Source organism: Citrobacter freundii complex sp. 2025EL-00176 (genome assembly GCF_053309355.1).
The window spans coordinates 100922-116570 of sequence record NZ_JBRYHT010000006.1 but is presented as its reverse complement, the minus strand read 5'-3'; the positions used below and the strand labels follow the sequence as shown (position 1 = coordinate 116570).

The window sequence follows — 15649 nt, the reverse complement described above, 5'->3', positions numbered from 1 at the left end:
CTCAAGTCCTTTGCCACCCAACTCTTGAGGTGCAAAGTGTTTAAAAAATGTCTTCCGCTTTTACTGCTGTGCGCAGCGCCTGCCTTCGCCAAACCGGTACTGACCGTCTATACCTACGATTCGTTCGCCGCCGATTGGGGCCCTGGCCCGACAATCAAAAAAACCTTTGAAGCGGACTGCAACTGCGAACTGAAGCTGGTCGCGCTGGAAGATGGCGTCTCGCTGCTTAACCGCCTGCGCATGGAAGGAAAAAACAGCAAAGCCGACGTCGTACTGGGGCTGGATAACAACCTGCTGGACGCCGCTACGCAAACCAAACTGTTCGCCAAAAGCGGTGTCGCAAACGACGCCGTTAACGTACCCGGCGGCTGGAAAAATGACACCTTTGTCCCGTTTGATTACGGCTACTTCGCCTTCGTGTATGACAAAAACAAGCTGAAGAATCCGCCAAAGAGCCTGAAAGAACTGGTCGAAAGCGATCAGAAATGGCGCGTGATTTATCAGGACCCGCGCACCAGCACGCCGGGTCTGGGCCTGCTGTTATGGATGCAAAAAGTCTATGGCGACAAAGCGCCGGAGGCATGGCAGAAACTGGCAGCCAAAACCGTCACCGTCACTAAGGGCTGGAGCGAAGCCTACGGGTTATTCCTGAAAGGTGAGAGCGATCTGGTATTGAGCTACACCACCTCTCCGGCCTATCACATCATTGACGAGAAAAAAGATAACTACGCCGCCGCTGAATTTAGTGAAGGTCACTATTTGCAGGTGGAAGTCGCCGCCCGCACCGCGGCCAGCAAGCAGCCGGAACTGGCGGAGAAATTCCTCAAGTTTATGGTGTCTCCGGCATTCCAGAATGCCATTCCGACCGGCAACTGGATGTATCCGGTGACGCAGGTTGCTCTTCCGTCAGGATTTGAGCAACTGAATAAACCGGCTACCGCGCTGGAATTTACACCGCAGCAGGTTGCGGCCCAGCGTCAGACATGGATTAGCGAATGGCAACGCGCCGTCAGCCGTTAATTCCCGGCTGGCTGGTTCCAGGGCTTTCTGCCGCCACGCTGATGGTGGCGGTTGCCCTGGCCGCGTTTCTGGCGCTATGGTTTAACGCTCCACAAGGTGAGTGGCTCTCGCTGTGGCGAGACGACTACCTGTGGCACGTGGTGCGCTTTTCGTTCTGGCAGGCTTTTTTATCCGCAGTGCTGTCGGTTGTCCCGGCAATCTTCCTTGCCAGAGCGCTTTATCGCCGCCGTTTCCCCGGACGTCTGGCGCTGCTACGCCTGTGCGCGATGACGTTAATCCTGCCAGTGTTGGTCGCGGTCTTTGGCATCCTCAGCGTGTATGGCCGTCAGGGCTGGTTAGCCTCGCTCTGGCAGACATTCGGGCTGGAGTGGACGTTTTCGCCGTACGGTTTGCAGGGCATCCTGCTGGCGCACGTTTTTTTCAATCTGCCGATGGCCAGCCGTCTGCTGTTGCAGTCGCTGGAAAATATTCCCGGCGAACAGCGACAGTTAGCCGCGCAGTTGGGCATCCGCGGCTGGCATTTCTTCCGCTTTGTTGAATGGCCATGGTTACGCCGTCAGATCCTTCCCGTCGCGGCGCTCATCTTTATGCTGTGCTTCGCCAGCTTCGCCACCGTTCTGTCGCTGGGCGGCGGGCCGCAGGCAACCACCATTGAGCTGGCTATCTATCAGGCGCTGAACTTTGATTATGATCCCGCCCGGGCCGCTATGCTGGCGTTGATCCAGATGCTGTGTTGTTTAGCGCTGGTGCTACTCAGCCAACGTCTGAGCCGCGCTATTGCGCCGGGCACCACGCTGGTTCAGGGCTGGCGCGATCCTGACGATCGTATGCACAGCCGCCTGACAGATTCGCTGCTGATTATTCTTGCCCTGTTGTTGCTGCTGCCGCCGCTGCTGGCGGTGATTGTCGATGGTCTTAACCGCCAGGTACTGGATGTACTTACGCAACCTGTCCTGTGGCAGGCGTTGGGAACCTCACTGCGCATCGCGCTGGCGGCAGGGGCATTGTGCGTGATACTCACCATGATGCTGTTATGGAGCAGTCGCGAACTGCGCGCCCGACAGCAGGTGCTGGCAGGCCAGATGCTGGAGCTTAGCGGCATGATGATCCTCGCCATGCCGGGTATAGTGTTGGCAACCGGCTTCTTTCTGCTGCTCAATAACAGCGTTGGACTCCCCGCATCTGCCGACGGCATTGTGATTTTCACCAATGCGCTGATGGCGATCCCTTACGCGCTGAAGGTACTGGAAAACCCAATGCGTGACGTGACCGCACGCTACAGTATGTTGTGCCAGTCGTTGGGAATTGAGGGATGGTCGCGCCTGAAAGTGGTTGAACTACGGGCACTGAAACGCCCGCTGGCGCAGGCGATGGCGTTTGCCTGCGTACTGTCGATTGGCGACTTTGGCGTGGTGGCGTTATTTGGCAATGAGGATTTCCGTACCCTGCCGTTTTATTTATATCAGCAGATTGGCTCTTACCGCAGTCAGGATGGCGCGGTTACGGCGTTATTGCTGCTGATCCTGTGCTTTACGCTGTTTACCGTTATTGAGAAATTGCCGGGTCGAAATGTTAAAACTGATTGATATCACATGGCTTTACCACCATTTGCCCATGCGCTTTACGTTGTCGGTCTCGCGCGGTGAGCAGGTAGCAATACTCGGACCCAGCGGCGCCGGGAAAAGTACGCTATTGAATCTGATTGCCGGTTTTCTTGCGCCTGCCAGCGGCACAATGATGATTGAAGGGGAAGATCACACCACAACCCCGCCTTCACGTCGTCCCGTTTCCATGCTGTTTCAGGAAAATAACCTGTTCAGCCATCTGAACGTGCAACAAAACATCGGCCTGGGTCTTAATCCGGGATTAAAACTGAACGCGCTTCAGCGGGAGAAAATGCACCACATCGCCCGGCAAATGGGGCTTGATTCACTGCTGGAGCGACTCCCCGGCGAGCTTTCAGGCGGGCAGCGACAACGCGTGGCGCTGGCGCGTTGTCTGGTGCGGGAGCAACCCATTTTGCTGCTCGATGAACCGTTCTCTGCGCTCGATCCCGCGCTGCGTCAGGAGATGTTAACCCTGGTCGCCGAGGTCTGCCGCGATAAGCAGCTTACGCTGCTGATGGTTTCCCACAGCGTAGAAGATGCGGCACGAATTGCGCCCCGGTCAATCGTGGTCGCCGACGGACGCATTGCGTGGCAAGGTAAAACAGATGAGCTACTAAGCGGTCAAGCCAGCGCCTCAGCGCTATTGGGCATCAACCCCCCTATTTCGTAGGCCGGATAAGGCGAAGCCTCCATCCGGCAAAGGAATCGTTAGTAACCCACAACTTTGCGCAGAATATCGATATACACCGGCATCAGCGGGTGACGCAACAGCGCCACCAGTGCGACCACGCCGATCCCGAGCGTCAACGGCGCCAGATACAGCAAACGGCTGCGGGGGAAATACGCGGTTAAACGATCGACTGCCGCTTTGCCGCTGCGCCACAGCCGCCAGCATAGCCAGCCTCCGACCCACAGCAGCAACGCCGTCGCCAGCAGCAGCCATTTGAAATCTCCGCTTTGCATATCGGAAGGAATATCGATTGCCGCACCCGCCAAAATACCCGGCAGGAAATAAAACGGCGGCCACAGCACACAGCCAATAATATTCGGCACAATAAATTTTGCGACAGGCAGATCCAGCATGCCCGCCACCATCGGCACCAGTGGACGCGTTGGGCCGACAAAACGCCCCACCAGAATGGTAAACATGCTGTGCTGATGCAGCGCATGCTCCGTTTTATCCAGCAGCGCCTTGTTCTTTTTCATGAACGACCAACGGTGCAGCGGCTTTTTAAAGCGCCAACCCAACCAGAAGGAGATCCAATCCCCCAACAGGCAACCGACAATGCCCGCAAGCCAGGCATGCCAGAAATTCAGTTCGCCACTGCCAATCAACGCCCCCAGCCCCGCCATCATCACGGTGCCGGGCAGAATCAGACCAACCAGCGCCAGCGACTCCAAAAAGGCCACCAGAAGTACGGCGATCAGAGAGTACAGGGCGGACTGGAGAATAAAGTGTTCCAGCAATGCTTGCATAATGTGTCCGTCAGATTTACGAAGCAGGGATTTTGATAACCCTTCTCAACTTCGTCAAGCCATCAATTGTCTGAATAGATTGCCAGTTATGACAACTTTCAGGACACATCATTCACTTTTTATTCACATCCAGCACGGAACTCGCTCGGACTGGCGCCGGTACATTTTTTGAAAACGCGAGAGAAATAGAGCTGGTCATCAAAACCGACGTTGCGACCCACCGTGGCGATAGGCATACGTGTGGTACTCAGCAGTAGCTTCGCCTGACTGATTCGTTGATCCTCACGCCAGCTTAATACGCTGATGCCCAACTGCTGGCGGAACAGGTGTGATAAACGGGAAGGCGACAGGCAGACATGCTGTGCGACGCTGGCAATATCAAAATTGCTGTCCGCCAGATGATCGCTAATGTACTGACAAGCATCGCGAACGCGGTTGTCCATTGGCGGGTGCAGCGACTCATTAATGGCTTCCATACGTCGGAGCAACAATTGCTCCAGCAAATTAATCGCCAGCAGTTCGGAATAGCGGCCCTCCCCCTGCCCGGCGTTAATGATCTGCCCAAACAGTTCATTGAAATGTGGTTGATGCGCTTCATCAGGGCGAAAGAAACCGGTCTGGGCAAAAATGGCCGGCCAGGCCAGCCACTCCTGCCAGTAAGCGCGTGGCCGGAAGTAGACCCACTGGTGATACCACTCGCTGGCGTCCGGGTGGCGTCCGTAGTGGTGAATTTCTCCGGGTGGAAAAAGCAAAATATCGCCAGGTCGACAGACAAACTGCTTGCCCTGATTATTAATGACCCCTTCCCCACGAATGGTGAGATTGAGGATATAGCCCTTCATCCCCAGCGGTCTGTCGATAAAAAAATCCAGGTATCCGTTCGCCTCAATGGGGGTCAATCCCGCCACCAAATGTGCGTTAAACGAATAGCCCGGCAGGAGGGGATCGTTTTGCGTTTCAGCCATAATTTCAATACTCCCTGGGTTTTGCTAAGAAACAATTTGTCCATATTACGCCAGACAACATCGCCGTCGCCCCCGCGGGCCACAGTGTTTACGGTAATGGACCATCAACCCCGCTTGTGAAAAGCAATTTGTAAAAAACATATACTAGGCCAACGTCAAAATCGGCTAACAAAAGTGTCTATAACTACGGCAGAAATGTCCACATTGATTATTTGCACGGCGTCACACTTTGTGATGCCACAGCATTTTAGTCCATAAGATTAGCGGATCCTGCCTGACGGTTTTTATCCCTTCTCACTACTGTTTATCCATACCCGTATTTTTGGATGGAGTAAGACGATGGCGATTGCAATTGGCCTCGATTTTGGTAGTGATTCGGTACGCGCTTTGGCGGTGGAATGTGCCACTGGTGAAGAAATCGCCACCAGCGTTGAGTGGTACCCACGTTGGCAGGAAGGGCAATATTGCGATGGCCCAAACAACCAGTTTCGCCATCATCCGCGCGACTACATTGAATCCATGGAAGCGGCGCTGAAAACCGTACTGGCCGAACTGAGCGCGGAACAACGTGCAGCAGTGGTCGGGATTGGCGTTGACAGTACCGGCTCAACCCCGGCCCCCATCGATGCCGACGGCAACGTACTGGCGCTGCGCCCGGAGTTCGCGGAAAACCCGAATGCGATGTTTGTTCTGTGGAAAGATCACACCGCGGTCGAAGAAGCCGAAGAAATTACTCGCCTGTGCCATACGCCGGGCAAGACTGATTACTCCCGCTATATTGGCGGTATTTATTCCAGCGAATGGTTCTGGGCAAAAATCCTGCACGTGACTCGCCAGGACCACGCGGTCGCCGAGGCAGCGGTCTCATGGATTGAGCTATGTGACTGGGTTCCGGCCCTGCTCTCCAATACTGTGCGCCCCCAGGATATTCGTCGCGGTCGCTGCAGCGCCGGGCATAAATCCCTGTGGCATGAAAGCTGGGGGGGACTGCCGCCAGCCAGTTTCTTTGACGAACTCGACCCCATCCTCAACCGCCATCTGCAATATCCCATGTTTGGCGATACCTTCACGGCGGACCTGCCGGTTGGCACCCTGTGTGCCGAGTGGGCGCAGCGCCTGGGGCTACCGGAAAGCGTGGTGATTTCTGGCGGCGCTTTTGACTGTCATATGGGCGCGGTCGGCGCAGGCGCACAGCCCAATACGCTGGTGAAAGTCATCGGCACGTCTACCTGCGACATTCTGATTGCCGATAAACACAGCGTTGGCGAACGCGCGGTGAAAGGCATTTGCGGCCAGGTTGATGGCAGCGTGGTGCCGCATTTTATCGGTCTGGAAGCAGGACAATCGGCTTTCGGTGATATCTATGCCTGGTTTAGCCGCGTATTGAGCTGGCCGCTGGAACAGCTTGCCGCGCAGCACCCAGAACTGAAAACCCAGATTAAAGCCAGCCAAAAACAGCTGCTGCCCGCGCTCACTGAAGCCTGGGCGAAAAATCCGTCGCTGGATCACCTGCCAGTGGTGCTCGACTGGTTCAATGGTCGCCGTACGCCCAATGCCAACCAGCGTCTGAAAGGCGTCATTACCGACCTGAATCTGGCCACCGATGCGCCAGCGCTGTTCGGTGGGCTGATTGCCGCCACGGCCTTTGGCGCGCGCGCCATCATGGAATGCTTCACCGAACAAGGCATTGCGGTGAACAACGTCATGGCGCTCGGCGGTATCGCGCGTAAAAACCCGGTCATCATGCAGGCCTGCTGTGACGTACTAAACCGTCCGCTACAGATTGTCGCTTCAGACCAGTGCTGCGCGCTCGGTGCGGCTATCTTCGCCGCCGTTGCCGCGCAGGTCCATGCAGACATTCCAGCCGCCCAGCAACACATGGCGAGCGCCGTGGAAAAGACGATGCAACCTCGTCCAGAACAGGCTCAACGTTTTGAACAGCTTTACCGCCGCTACCAGCAGTGGGCAGTAAGCGCTGAACAACAATACCTTCCGACTGCCGCACCGGCGCAGCAAGCCCCGGTAGACCTGGCAACCCTGACTCATTAAGGACACGACAATGACAATTTTTGATAACTATGAAGTGTGGTTTGTGATTGGTAGCCAGCATTTGTATGGCCCGGAAACCCTGCGTCAGGTAACCCAACATGCAGAGCACGTTGTTAATGCACTGAATACTGAAGCTAAACTGCCCTGCAAACTGGTATTAAAACCTCTGGGTACTTCACCTGACGAAATTACCGCTATCTGTCGTGATGCCAACTATGACGATCGCTGCGCAGGTCTGGTGGTCTGGCTGCACACCTTCTCACCGGCCAAAATGTGGATTAACGGTCTGACTATCCTCAACAAGCCGCTGATGCAGTTCCACACCCAATTCAACGCCGCCCTGCCGTGGGACAGCATTGATATGGACTTTATGAACCTGAACCAGACCGCACACGGCGGTCGCGAGTTCGGCTTCATCGGTGCGCGTATGCGTCAGCAGCACGCCGTGGTCACCGGCCATTGGCAGGATAAGCAAGCACACGAGCGCATCGGCTCCTGGATGCGCCAGGCGGTGTCCAAACAGGATACCCGCCATCTGAAAGTCTGCCGTTTTGGCGACAACATGCGCGAAGTGGCGGTCACTGACGGCGATAAAGTTGCCGCACAAATCAAATTCGGCTTCTCGGTAAATACCTGGGCCGTTGGCGACCTGGTACAGGTGGTGAATGCAATTAGCGACGGCGAAATCAACGCGCTGATCGACGAGTACGAAAGCACCTACACCATGACAGCGGCTACGCAAGTCCATGGTGAGAAACGTCAGAACGTACTGGAAGCCGCTCGGATTGAACTGGGAATGAAGCGCTTCCTGGAGCAAGGCGGATTCCACGCCTTTACGACGACATTTGAAGATTTGCACGGTCTGAAACAACTTCCGGGTCTGGCCGTACAGCGTCTGATGCAGCAAGGCTACGGTTTTGCAGGCGAAGGCGACTGGAAAACTGCCGCTCTGCTTCGCATCATGAAGGTGATGTCAACCGGTCTGCAGGGCGGCACCTCATTTATGGAGGATTACACCTACCACTTCGAGAAAGGCAACGATCTGGTGCTCGGCTCGCACATGCTGGAAGTATGCCCGTCAATCGCTGTGGAAGAGAAACCGATCCTCGACGTTCAGCACCTCGGTATTGGCGGTAAAGACGATCCTGCCCGTCTGATCTTCAACACTAAAACTGGCCCGGCAGTGGTTGCCAGCCTGATCGATCTCGGCGATCGCTATCGCCTGCTGGTTAACTGCATCGACACGGTGCAAACGCCGCACGACCTGCCGAAACTGCCGGTGGCTAACGCATTGTGGAAGGCCCAGCCGGATCTGCCAACCGCATCCGAAGCCTGGATCCTTGCCGGTGGCGCGCACCACACCGTCTTCAGCCATGCGCTGGATCTAAACGATATGCGCCAGTTCGCTGAAATGCACGATATCGAGATCGCAGTGATCGATAACGATACCCGTCTGCCGGCCTTTAAGGACGCGCTGCGCTGGAACGAAGTGTATTACGGATTCAAACGTTAATTGGCGAAACGAATTGCCCGGTGGCATTTCATTTACCGGGCCTACAAATCACCGTAGGCCGGATAAGCGAAGCGCCATCCGGCATTCAGGAGTTAACATGCTAGAAGATCTTAAACGTCAGGTACTGGAAGCGAATCTGGCGCTGCCAAAGCACAACCTGGTGACGCTGACCTGGGGGAACGTTAGCGCCGTCGATCGCGAACTCGGCGTGTTTGTGATTAAACCTTCCGGCGTCGATTACAGCGTCATGACCGCCGACGATATGGTTGTTGTCAGTATCGCCACCGGGGAAGTTGTTGAAGGCACGAAAAAGCCCTCCTCCGATACGCCAACGCACCGTTTATTATATCAGGCATTCCCGAGCATTGGCGGTATTGTTCATACCCACTCGCGCCACGCTACAATCTGGGCGCAGGCGGGTCAGTCGATTCCGGCGACAGGCACCACCCATGCGGACTATTTCTATGGCGCCATTCCCTGCACACGTAAAATGACCGACAGCGAGATTAACGGTGAATACGAGTGGGAAACCGGTAAGGTGATCGTTGAAACCTTTGAGAAACAAGGCATTGACGCAGCGCAGATGCCTGGCGTACTGGTGCACTCTCACGGTCCATTCGCCTGGGGAAAAAATGCCGAAGATGCGGTGCATAACGCCATCGTGCTGGAAGAAGTCGCCTATATGGGGATTTTCTGCCGCCAGCTCGCGCCGCAGCTGCCGGATATGCAACAAACCCTGCTGGATAAACACTATCTGCGTAAACACGGCGCAAAAGCCTATTACGGGCAGTAGTCTCTGCGGGTACAGGACAACTGTATAAAACCACAGCAAACCTATCAGAACCAGGCTATAATCATGCCTGGTTTTTTAATGGATACACAGCGTGGCGCAGGCAGGCTTTATTTTAACCCGGCACTGGCGGGACACCCCGCAGGGAACTGAAGTCTCATTCTGGCTGGCTACTGACGACGGGCCGCTGCTGGTCACGCTCGCACCTCAGGAATCCGTCGCGTTTATACCAACCAGTCAGGTTCCGCGCGTTACATCATTATTGCGTACAGAAAACGGCTATCGCCTGACGCCGCTTCAGCTACAAGATTTCCACCGCCAGCCCGTTTCGGGTTTGTATTGCCGCTCACATCGCCAGCTTATACGGCTGGAAAAGCTCCTGCGCGAGAACGACATCACCGTTTATGAGGCCGATGTGCGCCCACCGGAGCGATATCTGATGGAGCGCTTTATCACGTCCCCGGTCTGGGTCGAGGGCGACAAACATCACGGCACGCTGATAAATGCCCGCCTGAAGCCAAACCCGGACTATCGCCCACCGCTAAAATGGGTATCGCTGGATATCGAAACCACACGGCACGGGGAACTCTACTGCATCGGTCTCGAAGGGTGCGGGCAACGTATGGTCTACATGCTTGGCCCGGCAAACGGCAATGCCTCGCAGCTGGATTTTGACCTTGAGTACGTGGCAAGCCGCCCGCAGTTGCTGGAAAAGCTCAACGACTGGATTGCCCGTCACGATCCCGATGTCATCATTGGCTGGAACGTGGTGCAATTCGATTTACGCGTCCTGCAAAAGCATGCCGAACGTTATCGTATCCCCCTGCGTTTTGGTCGTGATAATAGCGAACTGGAGTGGCGCGAGCATGGCTTCAAAAACGGCGTGTTCTTCGCGCAGGCCAAAGGTCGTCTGATCATTGACGGCATTGAAGCGCTCAAATCCGCATTCTGGAATTTCTCGTCATTTTCGCTGGAAACGGTGTCGCAAGAATTGCTGGGCGAAGGAAAGTCGATTGATAACCCGTGGGACCGAATGGACGAAATTGACCGTCGGTTTGCCCAGGATAAACCCGCGCTCGCCACCTACAATCTCAAAGACTGTGAGCTGGTCACGCGTATTTTTCATAAAACCGAGATCATGCCCTTTCTGCTGGAGCGCTCGACGGTCAACGGTCTGCCGGTCGACCGTCATGGTGGTTCGGTTGCCGCCTTTGGCCACCTCTACCTTCCGCGCATGCACCGGGCGGGTTACGTGGCGCCAAATCTGGGGGAAGTTCCCGCACACGCCAGCCCCGGCGGCTATGTGATGGACTCGCGCCCTGGGCTGTACGACTCCGTGCTGGTACTGGATTACAAAAGCCTGTATCCCTCAATCATTCGTACATTTTTGATCGATCCGGTGGGGCTTATCGAAGGGATGGCGCAGCCGGATCGGGAGCACAGCACCGAAGGTTTTCTTGACGCCTGGTTCTCACGCGAAAAACACTGCCTACCGCAGATCGTTACTCAGATCTGGCACGGGCGCGAAGAAGCAAAACGCCACGGAAATAAACCGCTCTCGCAGGCGCTGAAAATTATCATGAACGCGTTTTACGGCGTACTTGGCACTACCGCCTGTCGCTTTTTCGACCCGAGACTGGCCTCGTCAATCACTATGCGCGGCCATGCGATCATGCGCCAGACCAAAGCGTTAATTGAGGCTCAAGGCTATGACGTCATCTATGGTGATACCGACTCGACCTTTGTCTGGCTTAAAAAGGCGCACTCGGAAGACGATGCCGCTCGGATTGGCCGGGAGCTGGTGAGCCATGTCAACGCCTGGTGGGCGCAATCGCTGAAGCAACAAAATCTGACCAGCGCGCTGGAGCTGGAGTTTGAAACCCACTTTTGTCGCTTTCTGATGCCGACCATTCGCGGTGCAGATACCGGTAGTAAAAAGCGTTACGCCGGGATGATTCAGGCAGGGGATGAGCAACGCATGGTGTTCAAGGGGCTGGAAACGGTACGCACCGACTGGACACCGCTGGCGCAACAATTCCAGCAGGCGCTGTACTTGCGAATTTTTCGTAACGAGCCGTATCAGGAGTTTGTCCGCGAGACCATCGACCGTCTGATGGCAGGTGAACTGGATGCACAACTGGTGTACCGCAAACGCCTGCGCCGCCCGTTAAGTGAATACCAGCGTAATGTTCCGCCACATGTTCGCGCGGCACGACTGGCCGATGAACAGAATATAAAACGAGGTCGCGCGCCACAGTACCAAAACCGTGGCACCATTAAATATGTCTGGACGGTAAACGGCCCTGAACCTGTGGATTACCAGCAATCTGCTCTCGATTACGAGCACTATCTGACCCGTCAGATACAGCCGGTTGCCGAGGGAATACTTCCCTTTATTGATGATAACTTTGCTACACTACTCACAGGGCAACTGGGGTTATTTTGACGCGTGACGAAACCGCCGCCATCCAGTACCATAGCGCCCTTTCCATTCCTGGACCCATTTAACACCCCTACCACTGATTTATTAGCCTGGTAGCGGGGTCGTATGCTCTCAACAACCGGGTTAGCCCGGAAAATGACGAGTATTGCCTGCAATTAAAGATATAGAGCCGAACATATATGCCTTTTACACTTGGTCAACGCTGGATCAGCGATACAGAAAGCGAACTGGGACTTGGTACTGTTGTCGCCATGGATGCGCGAACCGTCACTTTACTTTTCTCATCGACGGGCGAAAACCGTCTGTATGCGCGCAGTGATTCTCCCGTGACCCGCGTGATGTTCAATCCTGGCGATACGATAACGAGCCATGAAGGCTGGCAACTGCATGTCGATGAAGTAAAAGAAGAAAACGGCCTGCTTGCCTATATCGGAACCCGCCTTGATACCGAAGAAACCGGTGTCACGCTGCGTGAAGTGCTGCTCGACAGTAAACTGGTATTCAGCAAGCCACAGGATCGCCTGTTTGCCGGCCAGATTGACCGTATGGACCGCTTTGCGCTGCGCTATCGCGCGCGTAAATTTCAGAGCGAACAGTACCGTATGCCATGGAGTGGTTTGCGCGGCCAGCGTACCAGCCTGATCCCCCACCAGCTCAACATCGCTCATGATGTTGGTCGTCGTCACGCCCCGCGCGTTTTGCTGGCTGACGAAGTGGGTTTGGGTAAAACCATTGAGGCCGGGATGATCCTGCATCAGCAACTGCTTTCCGGCGCCGCTGAACGCGTACTGATCATCGTCCCGGAGACGCTACAGCACCAGTGGCTGGTCGAAATGCTGCGCCGTTTCAACCTGCGCTTTGCGCTGTTTGATGATGAGCGTTATGCAGAAGCGCAGCACGACGCCTACAACCCGTTTGAAACCGAACAGTTAGTTATCTGTTCGCTGGACTTTGCCCGTCGCAGCAAACAGCGTCTGGAGCACCTGTGTGACGCCGAATGGGATCTGCTGATTGTCGATGAAGCCCATCACCTGGTGTGGAGCGAAGATGCGCCCAGCCGCGAATATATGGCCATTGAACAGCTGGCTGAACGCGTGCCGGGTATCCTGCTGCTGACCGCTACGCCAGAACAGCTGGGTATGGAAAGCCACTTTGCGCGTCTGCGCCTGCTGGATCCAAGTCGTTTCCACGATTTCGCCCAGTTTGTTGAAGAGCAAAAAAATTACCGTCCGGTCGCTGATGCCGTCGCCATGCTGCTGGCAGGCAACAAGCTGAGTAACGATGAGCTGAACATGCTCGGCGACATGATTGGCGAGCAGGATATTGAGCCATTATTGCAGGCAGCAAACAGCGACAGCGAAGACGCCCAGAGCGCGCGTCAGGAGCTGGTTTCGATGCTGATGGACCGCCATGGCACCAGCCGAGTGCTGTTCCGTAACACCCGTAACGGTGTCAAAGGCTTCCCGAAACGCGAGCTGCATACCATCAAATTACCGTTGCCAACCCAATACCAGACGGCGATTAAAGTCTCCGGCATTATGGGCGCGCGTAAGAGTGCGGAAGACCGGGCTCGCGACATGCTCTACCCGGAACAGATTTATCAGGAATTCGAAGGCGACACCGGCACCTGGTGGAATTTTGACCCACGCGTGGAATGGCTGATGGGCTACCTGACCAGCCACCGCTCACAAAAAGTGCTGGTTATCTGCGCGAAAGCGACCACCGCGCTACAACTGGAGCAGGTCCTGCGCGAACGCGAAGGGATCCGCGCCGCCGTGTTCCATGAAGGAATGTCGATCATTGAACGTGACCGTGCTGCGGCCTGGTTTAGCGAAGAAGACAGTGGCGCCCAGGTGATGCTGTGTTCTGAAATCGGCTCAGAAGGGCGTAACTTCCAGTTTGCCAGCAACCTGGTGATGTTCGATCTGCCGTTCAACCCGGACCTGCTGGAACAGCGTATTGGTCGTCTGGACCGTATCGGTCAGGCGCATGATATTCAGATCCACGTGCCGTTCCTGGAAAAAACCGCCCAATCCGTGCTGGTGCGCTGGTACCACGAAGGCCTGGATGCGTTCGAACACACGTGCCCAACCGGACGTACTATCTATGACACGGTATACAACAATCTGATCGGCTTCCTGGCTGAGCCGGAAAACACCGATGGCTTTGATGACCTGATCAAAACCTGCCGTGAACAGCATGACGCGCTGAAAGCCCAACTGGAGCAAGGCCGCGATCGCCTGCTGGAAATTCACTCCAATGGCGGCGAAAAAGCTCAACGGCTCACCGAAAGTATTGAAGAGCAGGATGACGACACTAGCCTGATCGCCTTTGCGATGAACCTGTTTGATATCGTCGGTATCAATCAGGATGACCGTGGCGACAATTTAATCGTGCTGACGCCGTCCGATCACATGCTGGTACCGGATTTCCCTGGCCTGCCGGAAGATGGCTGCACCATTACGTTTGAACGTGATGTCGCCCTGTCGCGTGAAGACGCGCAGTTTATTACCTGGGAGCATCCGCTGATCCGCAATGGTTTGGATCTGATCCTTTCCGGCGATACCGGAAGCAGTACTATTTCTTTATTGAAAAACAAAGCGCTACCGGTCGGCACTCTGCTGGTTGAACTGGTCTACGTTGTAGAGGCGCAAGCGCCGAAACAGCTGCAATTGAACCGCTTCCTGCCGCCAACGCCGGTACGCATGCTGCTGGATAAAAACGGCAATAACCTAGCCGCGCAGGTTGAATTCGAAACCTTTAACCGACAGCTCAGCGCCGTTAACCGTCACACCGGCAGTAAACTGGTCAACGCTGTGCAGCAGGATGTTCATGCCATCCTGCAACTGGGCGAAGCGCAGGTGGAAAAATCCGCCCGCGCGCTGATTGACGCGGCGCGCAAGGAAGCGGACGAGAAGCTGACGGCGGAACTGTCGCGTCTGGAAGCCCTACGCGCCGTTAACCCGAACATCCGTGATGACGAACTGAGCGCCATTGAAAGCAACCGCCAGCAGGTGTTAGAAAGCCTGGATCAGGCGGGCTGGCGTCTCGATGCCCTGCGTCTGATCGTCGTGACGCACCAGTAACGGAGCCATACATGGGGATGGAAAACTACAATCCGCCGCAGGAACCCTGGCTGGTTATCCTGTATCAGGATGAGCACATTATGGTGGTCAACAAGCCGAGCGGCTTGTTGTCCGTGCCGGGTCGTCTGGATGAGCACAAAGACAGCGTGATGACGCGTATTCAGCGCGATTATCCGCAGGCTGAATCCGTACATCGTCTGGATATGGCAACCAGCGGCGTGATTGTAGTCGCGCTAACCAAAGCGGCAGAGCGTGAACTTAAACGCCAATTTCGCGAGCGCGAACCGAAAAAGCAGTATGTCGCACGCGTATGGGGACATCCCGCTCCGGCCGAGGGACTGGTTGATTTACCGCTGATTTGCGACTGGCCGAACCGGCCAAAGCAGAAAGTGTGTTATGAGACCGGGAAATCCGCGCAGACCGAGTATGAAGTGGTCGAGTTCGCGGCGGATAACACCGCCCGGGTGGTGCTCAAACCTATTACCGGACGCTCCCACCAGTTGCGTGTGCATATGCTGGCATTAGGGCATCCGATTCTGGGCGACCGCTTCTACGCCCCGCCAGAAGCACTGGCCTTAGCGCCGCGGCTGCTGCTGCACGCAGAGATGTTAACCATCACCCATCCCGAATACGGCAACAGCATGACGTTTAAAGTCCCGGCGGATTTTTAAACGCAGAGCCAATTGATGCCGGGGGCGCT

Annotated in this window: 11 protein-coding genes; 9 read left to right on the top strand and 2 right to left on the bottom strand. The window is 55.6% G+C overall.

Annotated elements, in window-relative coordinates; all coding sequences use genetic code 11:
* Positions 1-36: 36 nt before the first annotated feature.
* From thiB to thiQ, 3 genes are read left to right on the top strand one after another with little or no spacing between them, the layout of a single operon-like run.
* Entirely contained in the window at positions 37-1020 is a 984-nt protein-coding gene (thiB, locus tag ACVXHP_RS13880; RefSeq protein ID WP_447571659.1) for a thiamine ABC transporter substrate binding subunit, read from the top strand.
* Positions 996-2606, top strand: coding sequence for a thiamine/thiamine pyrophosphate ABC transporter permease ThiP (thiP, locus tag ACVXHP_RS13875; RefSeq protein ID WP_200008590.1), 1611 nt, complete (start codon positions 996-998; stop codon positions 2604-2606). The genes thiB and thiP overlap by 25 nt, the downstream gene beginning before the upstream one ends.
* Positions 2590-3297, top strand: a complete 708-nt coding sequence (gene thiQ, locus ACVXHP_RS13870) for a thiamine ABC transporter ATP-binding protein ThiQ (RefSeq protein WP_447571658.1) — start codon at positions 2590-2592, stop codon at positions 3295-3297. The genes thiP and thiQ overlap by 17 nt, the downstream gene beginning before the upstream one ends.
* Positions 3298-3335: 38 nt before the next feature.
* On the opposite strand, the gene ACVXHP_RS13865 is transcribed toward thiQ, so the two are convergent.
* Entirely contained in the window at positions 3336-4103 is a 768-nt protein-coding gene (locus tag ACVXHP_RS13865) for a DedA family protein (protein ID WP_038637157.1), read from the bottom strand.
* Positions 4104-4222: 119 nt separating this feature from the next.
* Positions 4223-5068: an arabinose operon transcriptional regulator AraC gene (araC, locus tag ACVXHP_RS13860; RefSeq protein ID WP_006686679.1), complete on the bottom strand. Its 846-nt coding sequence runs from the start codon at positions 5066-5068 to the stop codon at positions 4223-4225.
* Between the two features lie 339 nt (positions 5069-5407).
* Between araC and araB the strand changes: the two genes are divergently transcribed.
* From araB to rluA, 6 genes are all read left to right on the top strand, one after another.
* On the top strand, positions 5408-7117 hold the full coding sequence (araB, locus tag ACVXHP_RS13855) for a ribulokinase (protein WP_447571657.1): 1710 nt from the start codon (positions 5408-5410) through the stop codon (positions 7115-7117).
* A gap of 10 nt (positions 7118-7127) precedes the next feature.
* Complete coding sequence (gene araA, locus ACVXHP_RS13850; protein ID WP_262798085.1) at positions 7128-8630, top strand: L-arabinose isomerase; 1503 nt, start codon at positions 7128-7130, stop codon at positions 8628-8630.
* A 97-nt stretch (positions 8631-8727) separates the two neighbouring features.
* Positions 8728-9423 carry an L-ribulose-5-phosphate 4-epimerase gene (gene araD, locus ACVXHP_RS13845; RefSeq protein ID WP_447571656.1) on the top strand — a complete coding sequence of 232 codons (696 nt, stop codon included), beginning with the start codon at positions 8728-8730 and terminating at the stop codon, positions 9421-9423.
* Between the two features lie 91 nt (positions 9424-9514).
* Positions 9515-11866, top strand: a complete 2352-nt coding sequence (gene polB, locus ACVXHP_RS13840; RefSeq protein WP_447571655.1) for a DNA polymerase II — start codon at positions 9515-9517, stop codon at positions 11864-11866.
* Between the two features lie 176 nt (positions 11867-12042).
* Positions 12043-14949: an RNA polymerase-associated protein RapA gene (rapA, locus tag ACVXHP_RS13835; RefSeq protein WP_200008584.1), complete on the top strand. Its 2907-nt coding sequence runs from the start codon at positions 12043-12045 to the stop codon at positions 14947-14949.
* Between the two features lie 11 nt (positions 14950-14960).
* Positions 14961-15620 carry a bifunctional tRNA pseudouridine(32) synthase/23S rRNA pseudouridine(746) synthase RluA gene (gene rluA / locus ACVXHP_RS13830; RefSeq protein WP_003018849.1) on the top strand — a complete coding sequence of 220 codons (660 nt, stop codon included), beginning with the start codon at positions 14961-14963 and terminating at the stop codon, positions 15618-15620.
* Positions 15621-15649 lie beyond the last annotated feature (29 nt).

Excerpts from the sequence above, each read along its gene's own strand:
- araB (WP_447571657.1), top strand. The coding sequence starts at position 5,408 with ATGGCGATTGCAATTGGCCTCGATTTTGGTAGTGATTCGGTACGCGCT.
- araC (WP_006686679.1), bottom strand. The coding sequence starts at position 5,068 with ATGGCTGAAACGCAAAACGATCCCCTCCTGCCGGGCTATTCGTTTAAC.
- ACVXHP_RS13865 (WP_038637157.1), bottom strand. The coding sequence starts at position 4,103 with ATGCAAGCATTGCTGGAACACTTTATTCTCCAGTCCGCCCTGTACTCT.
- rluA (WP_003018849.1), top strand. The coding sequence starts at position 14,961 with ATGGGGATGGAAAACTACAATCCGCCGCAGGAACCCTGGCTGGTTATC.
- araD (WP_447571656.1), top strand. The coding sequence starts at position 8,728 with ATGCTAGAAGATCTTAAACGTCAGGTACTGGAAGCGAATCTGGCGCTG.
- thiQ (WP_447571658.1), top strand. The coding sequence starts at position 2,590 with ATGTTAAAACTGATTGATATCACATGGCTTTACCACCATTTGCCCATG.
- araA (WP_262798085.1), top strand. The coding sequence starts at position 7,128 with ATGACAATTTTTGATAACTATGAAGTGTGGTTTGTGATTGGTAGCCAG.
- rapA (WP_200008584.1), top strand. The coding sequence starts at position 12,043 with ATGCCTTTTACACTTGGTCAACGCTGGATCAGCGATACAGAAAGCGAA.
- thiP (WP_200008590.1), top strand. The coding sequence starts at position 996 with ATGGCAACGCGCCGTCAGCCGTTAATTCCCGGCTGGCTGGTTCCAGGG.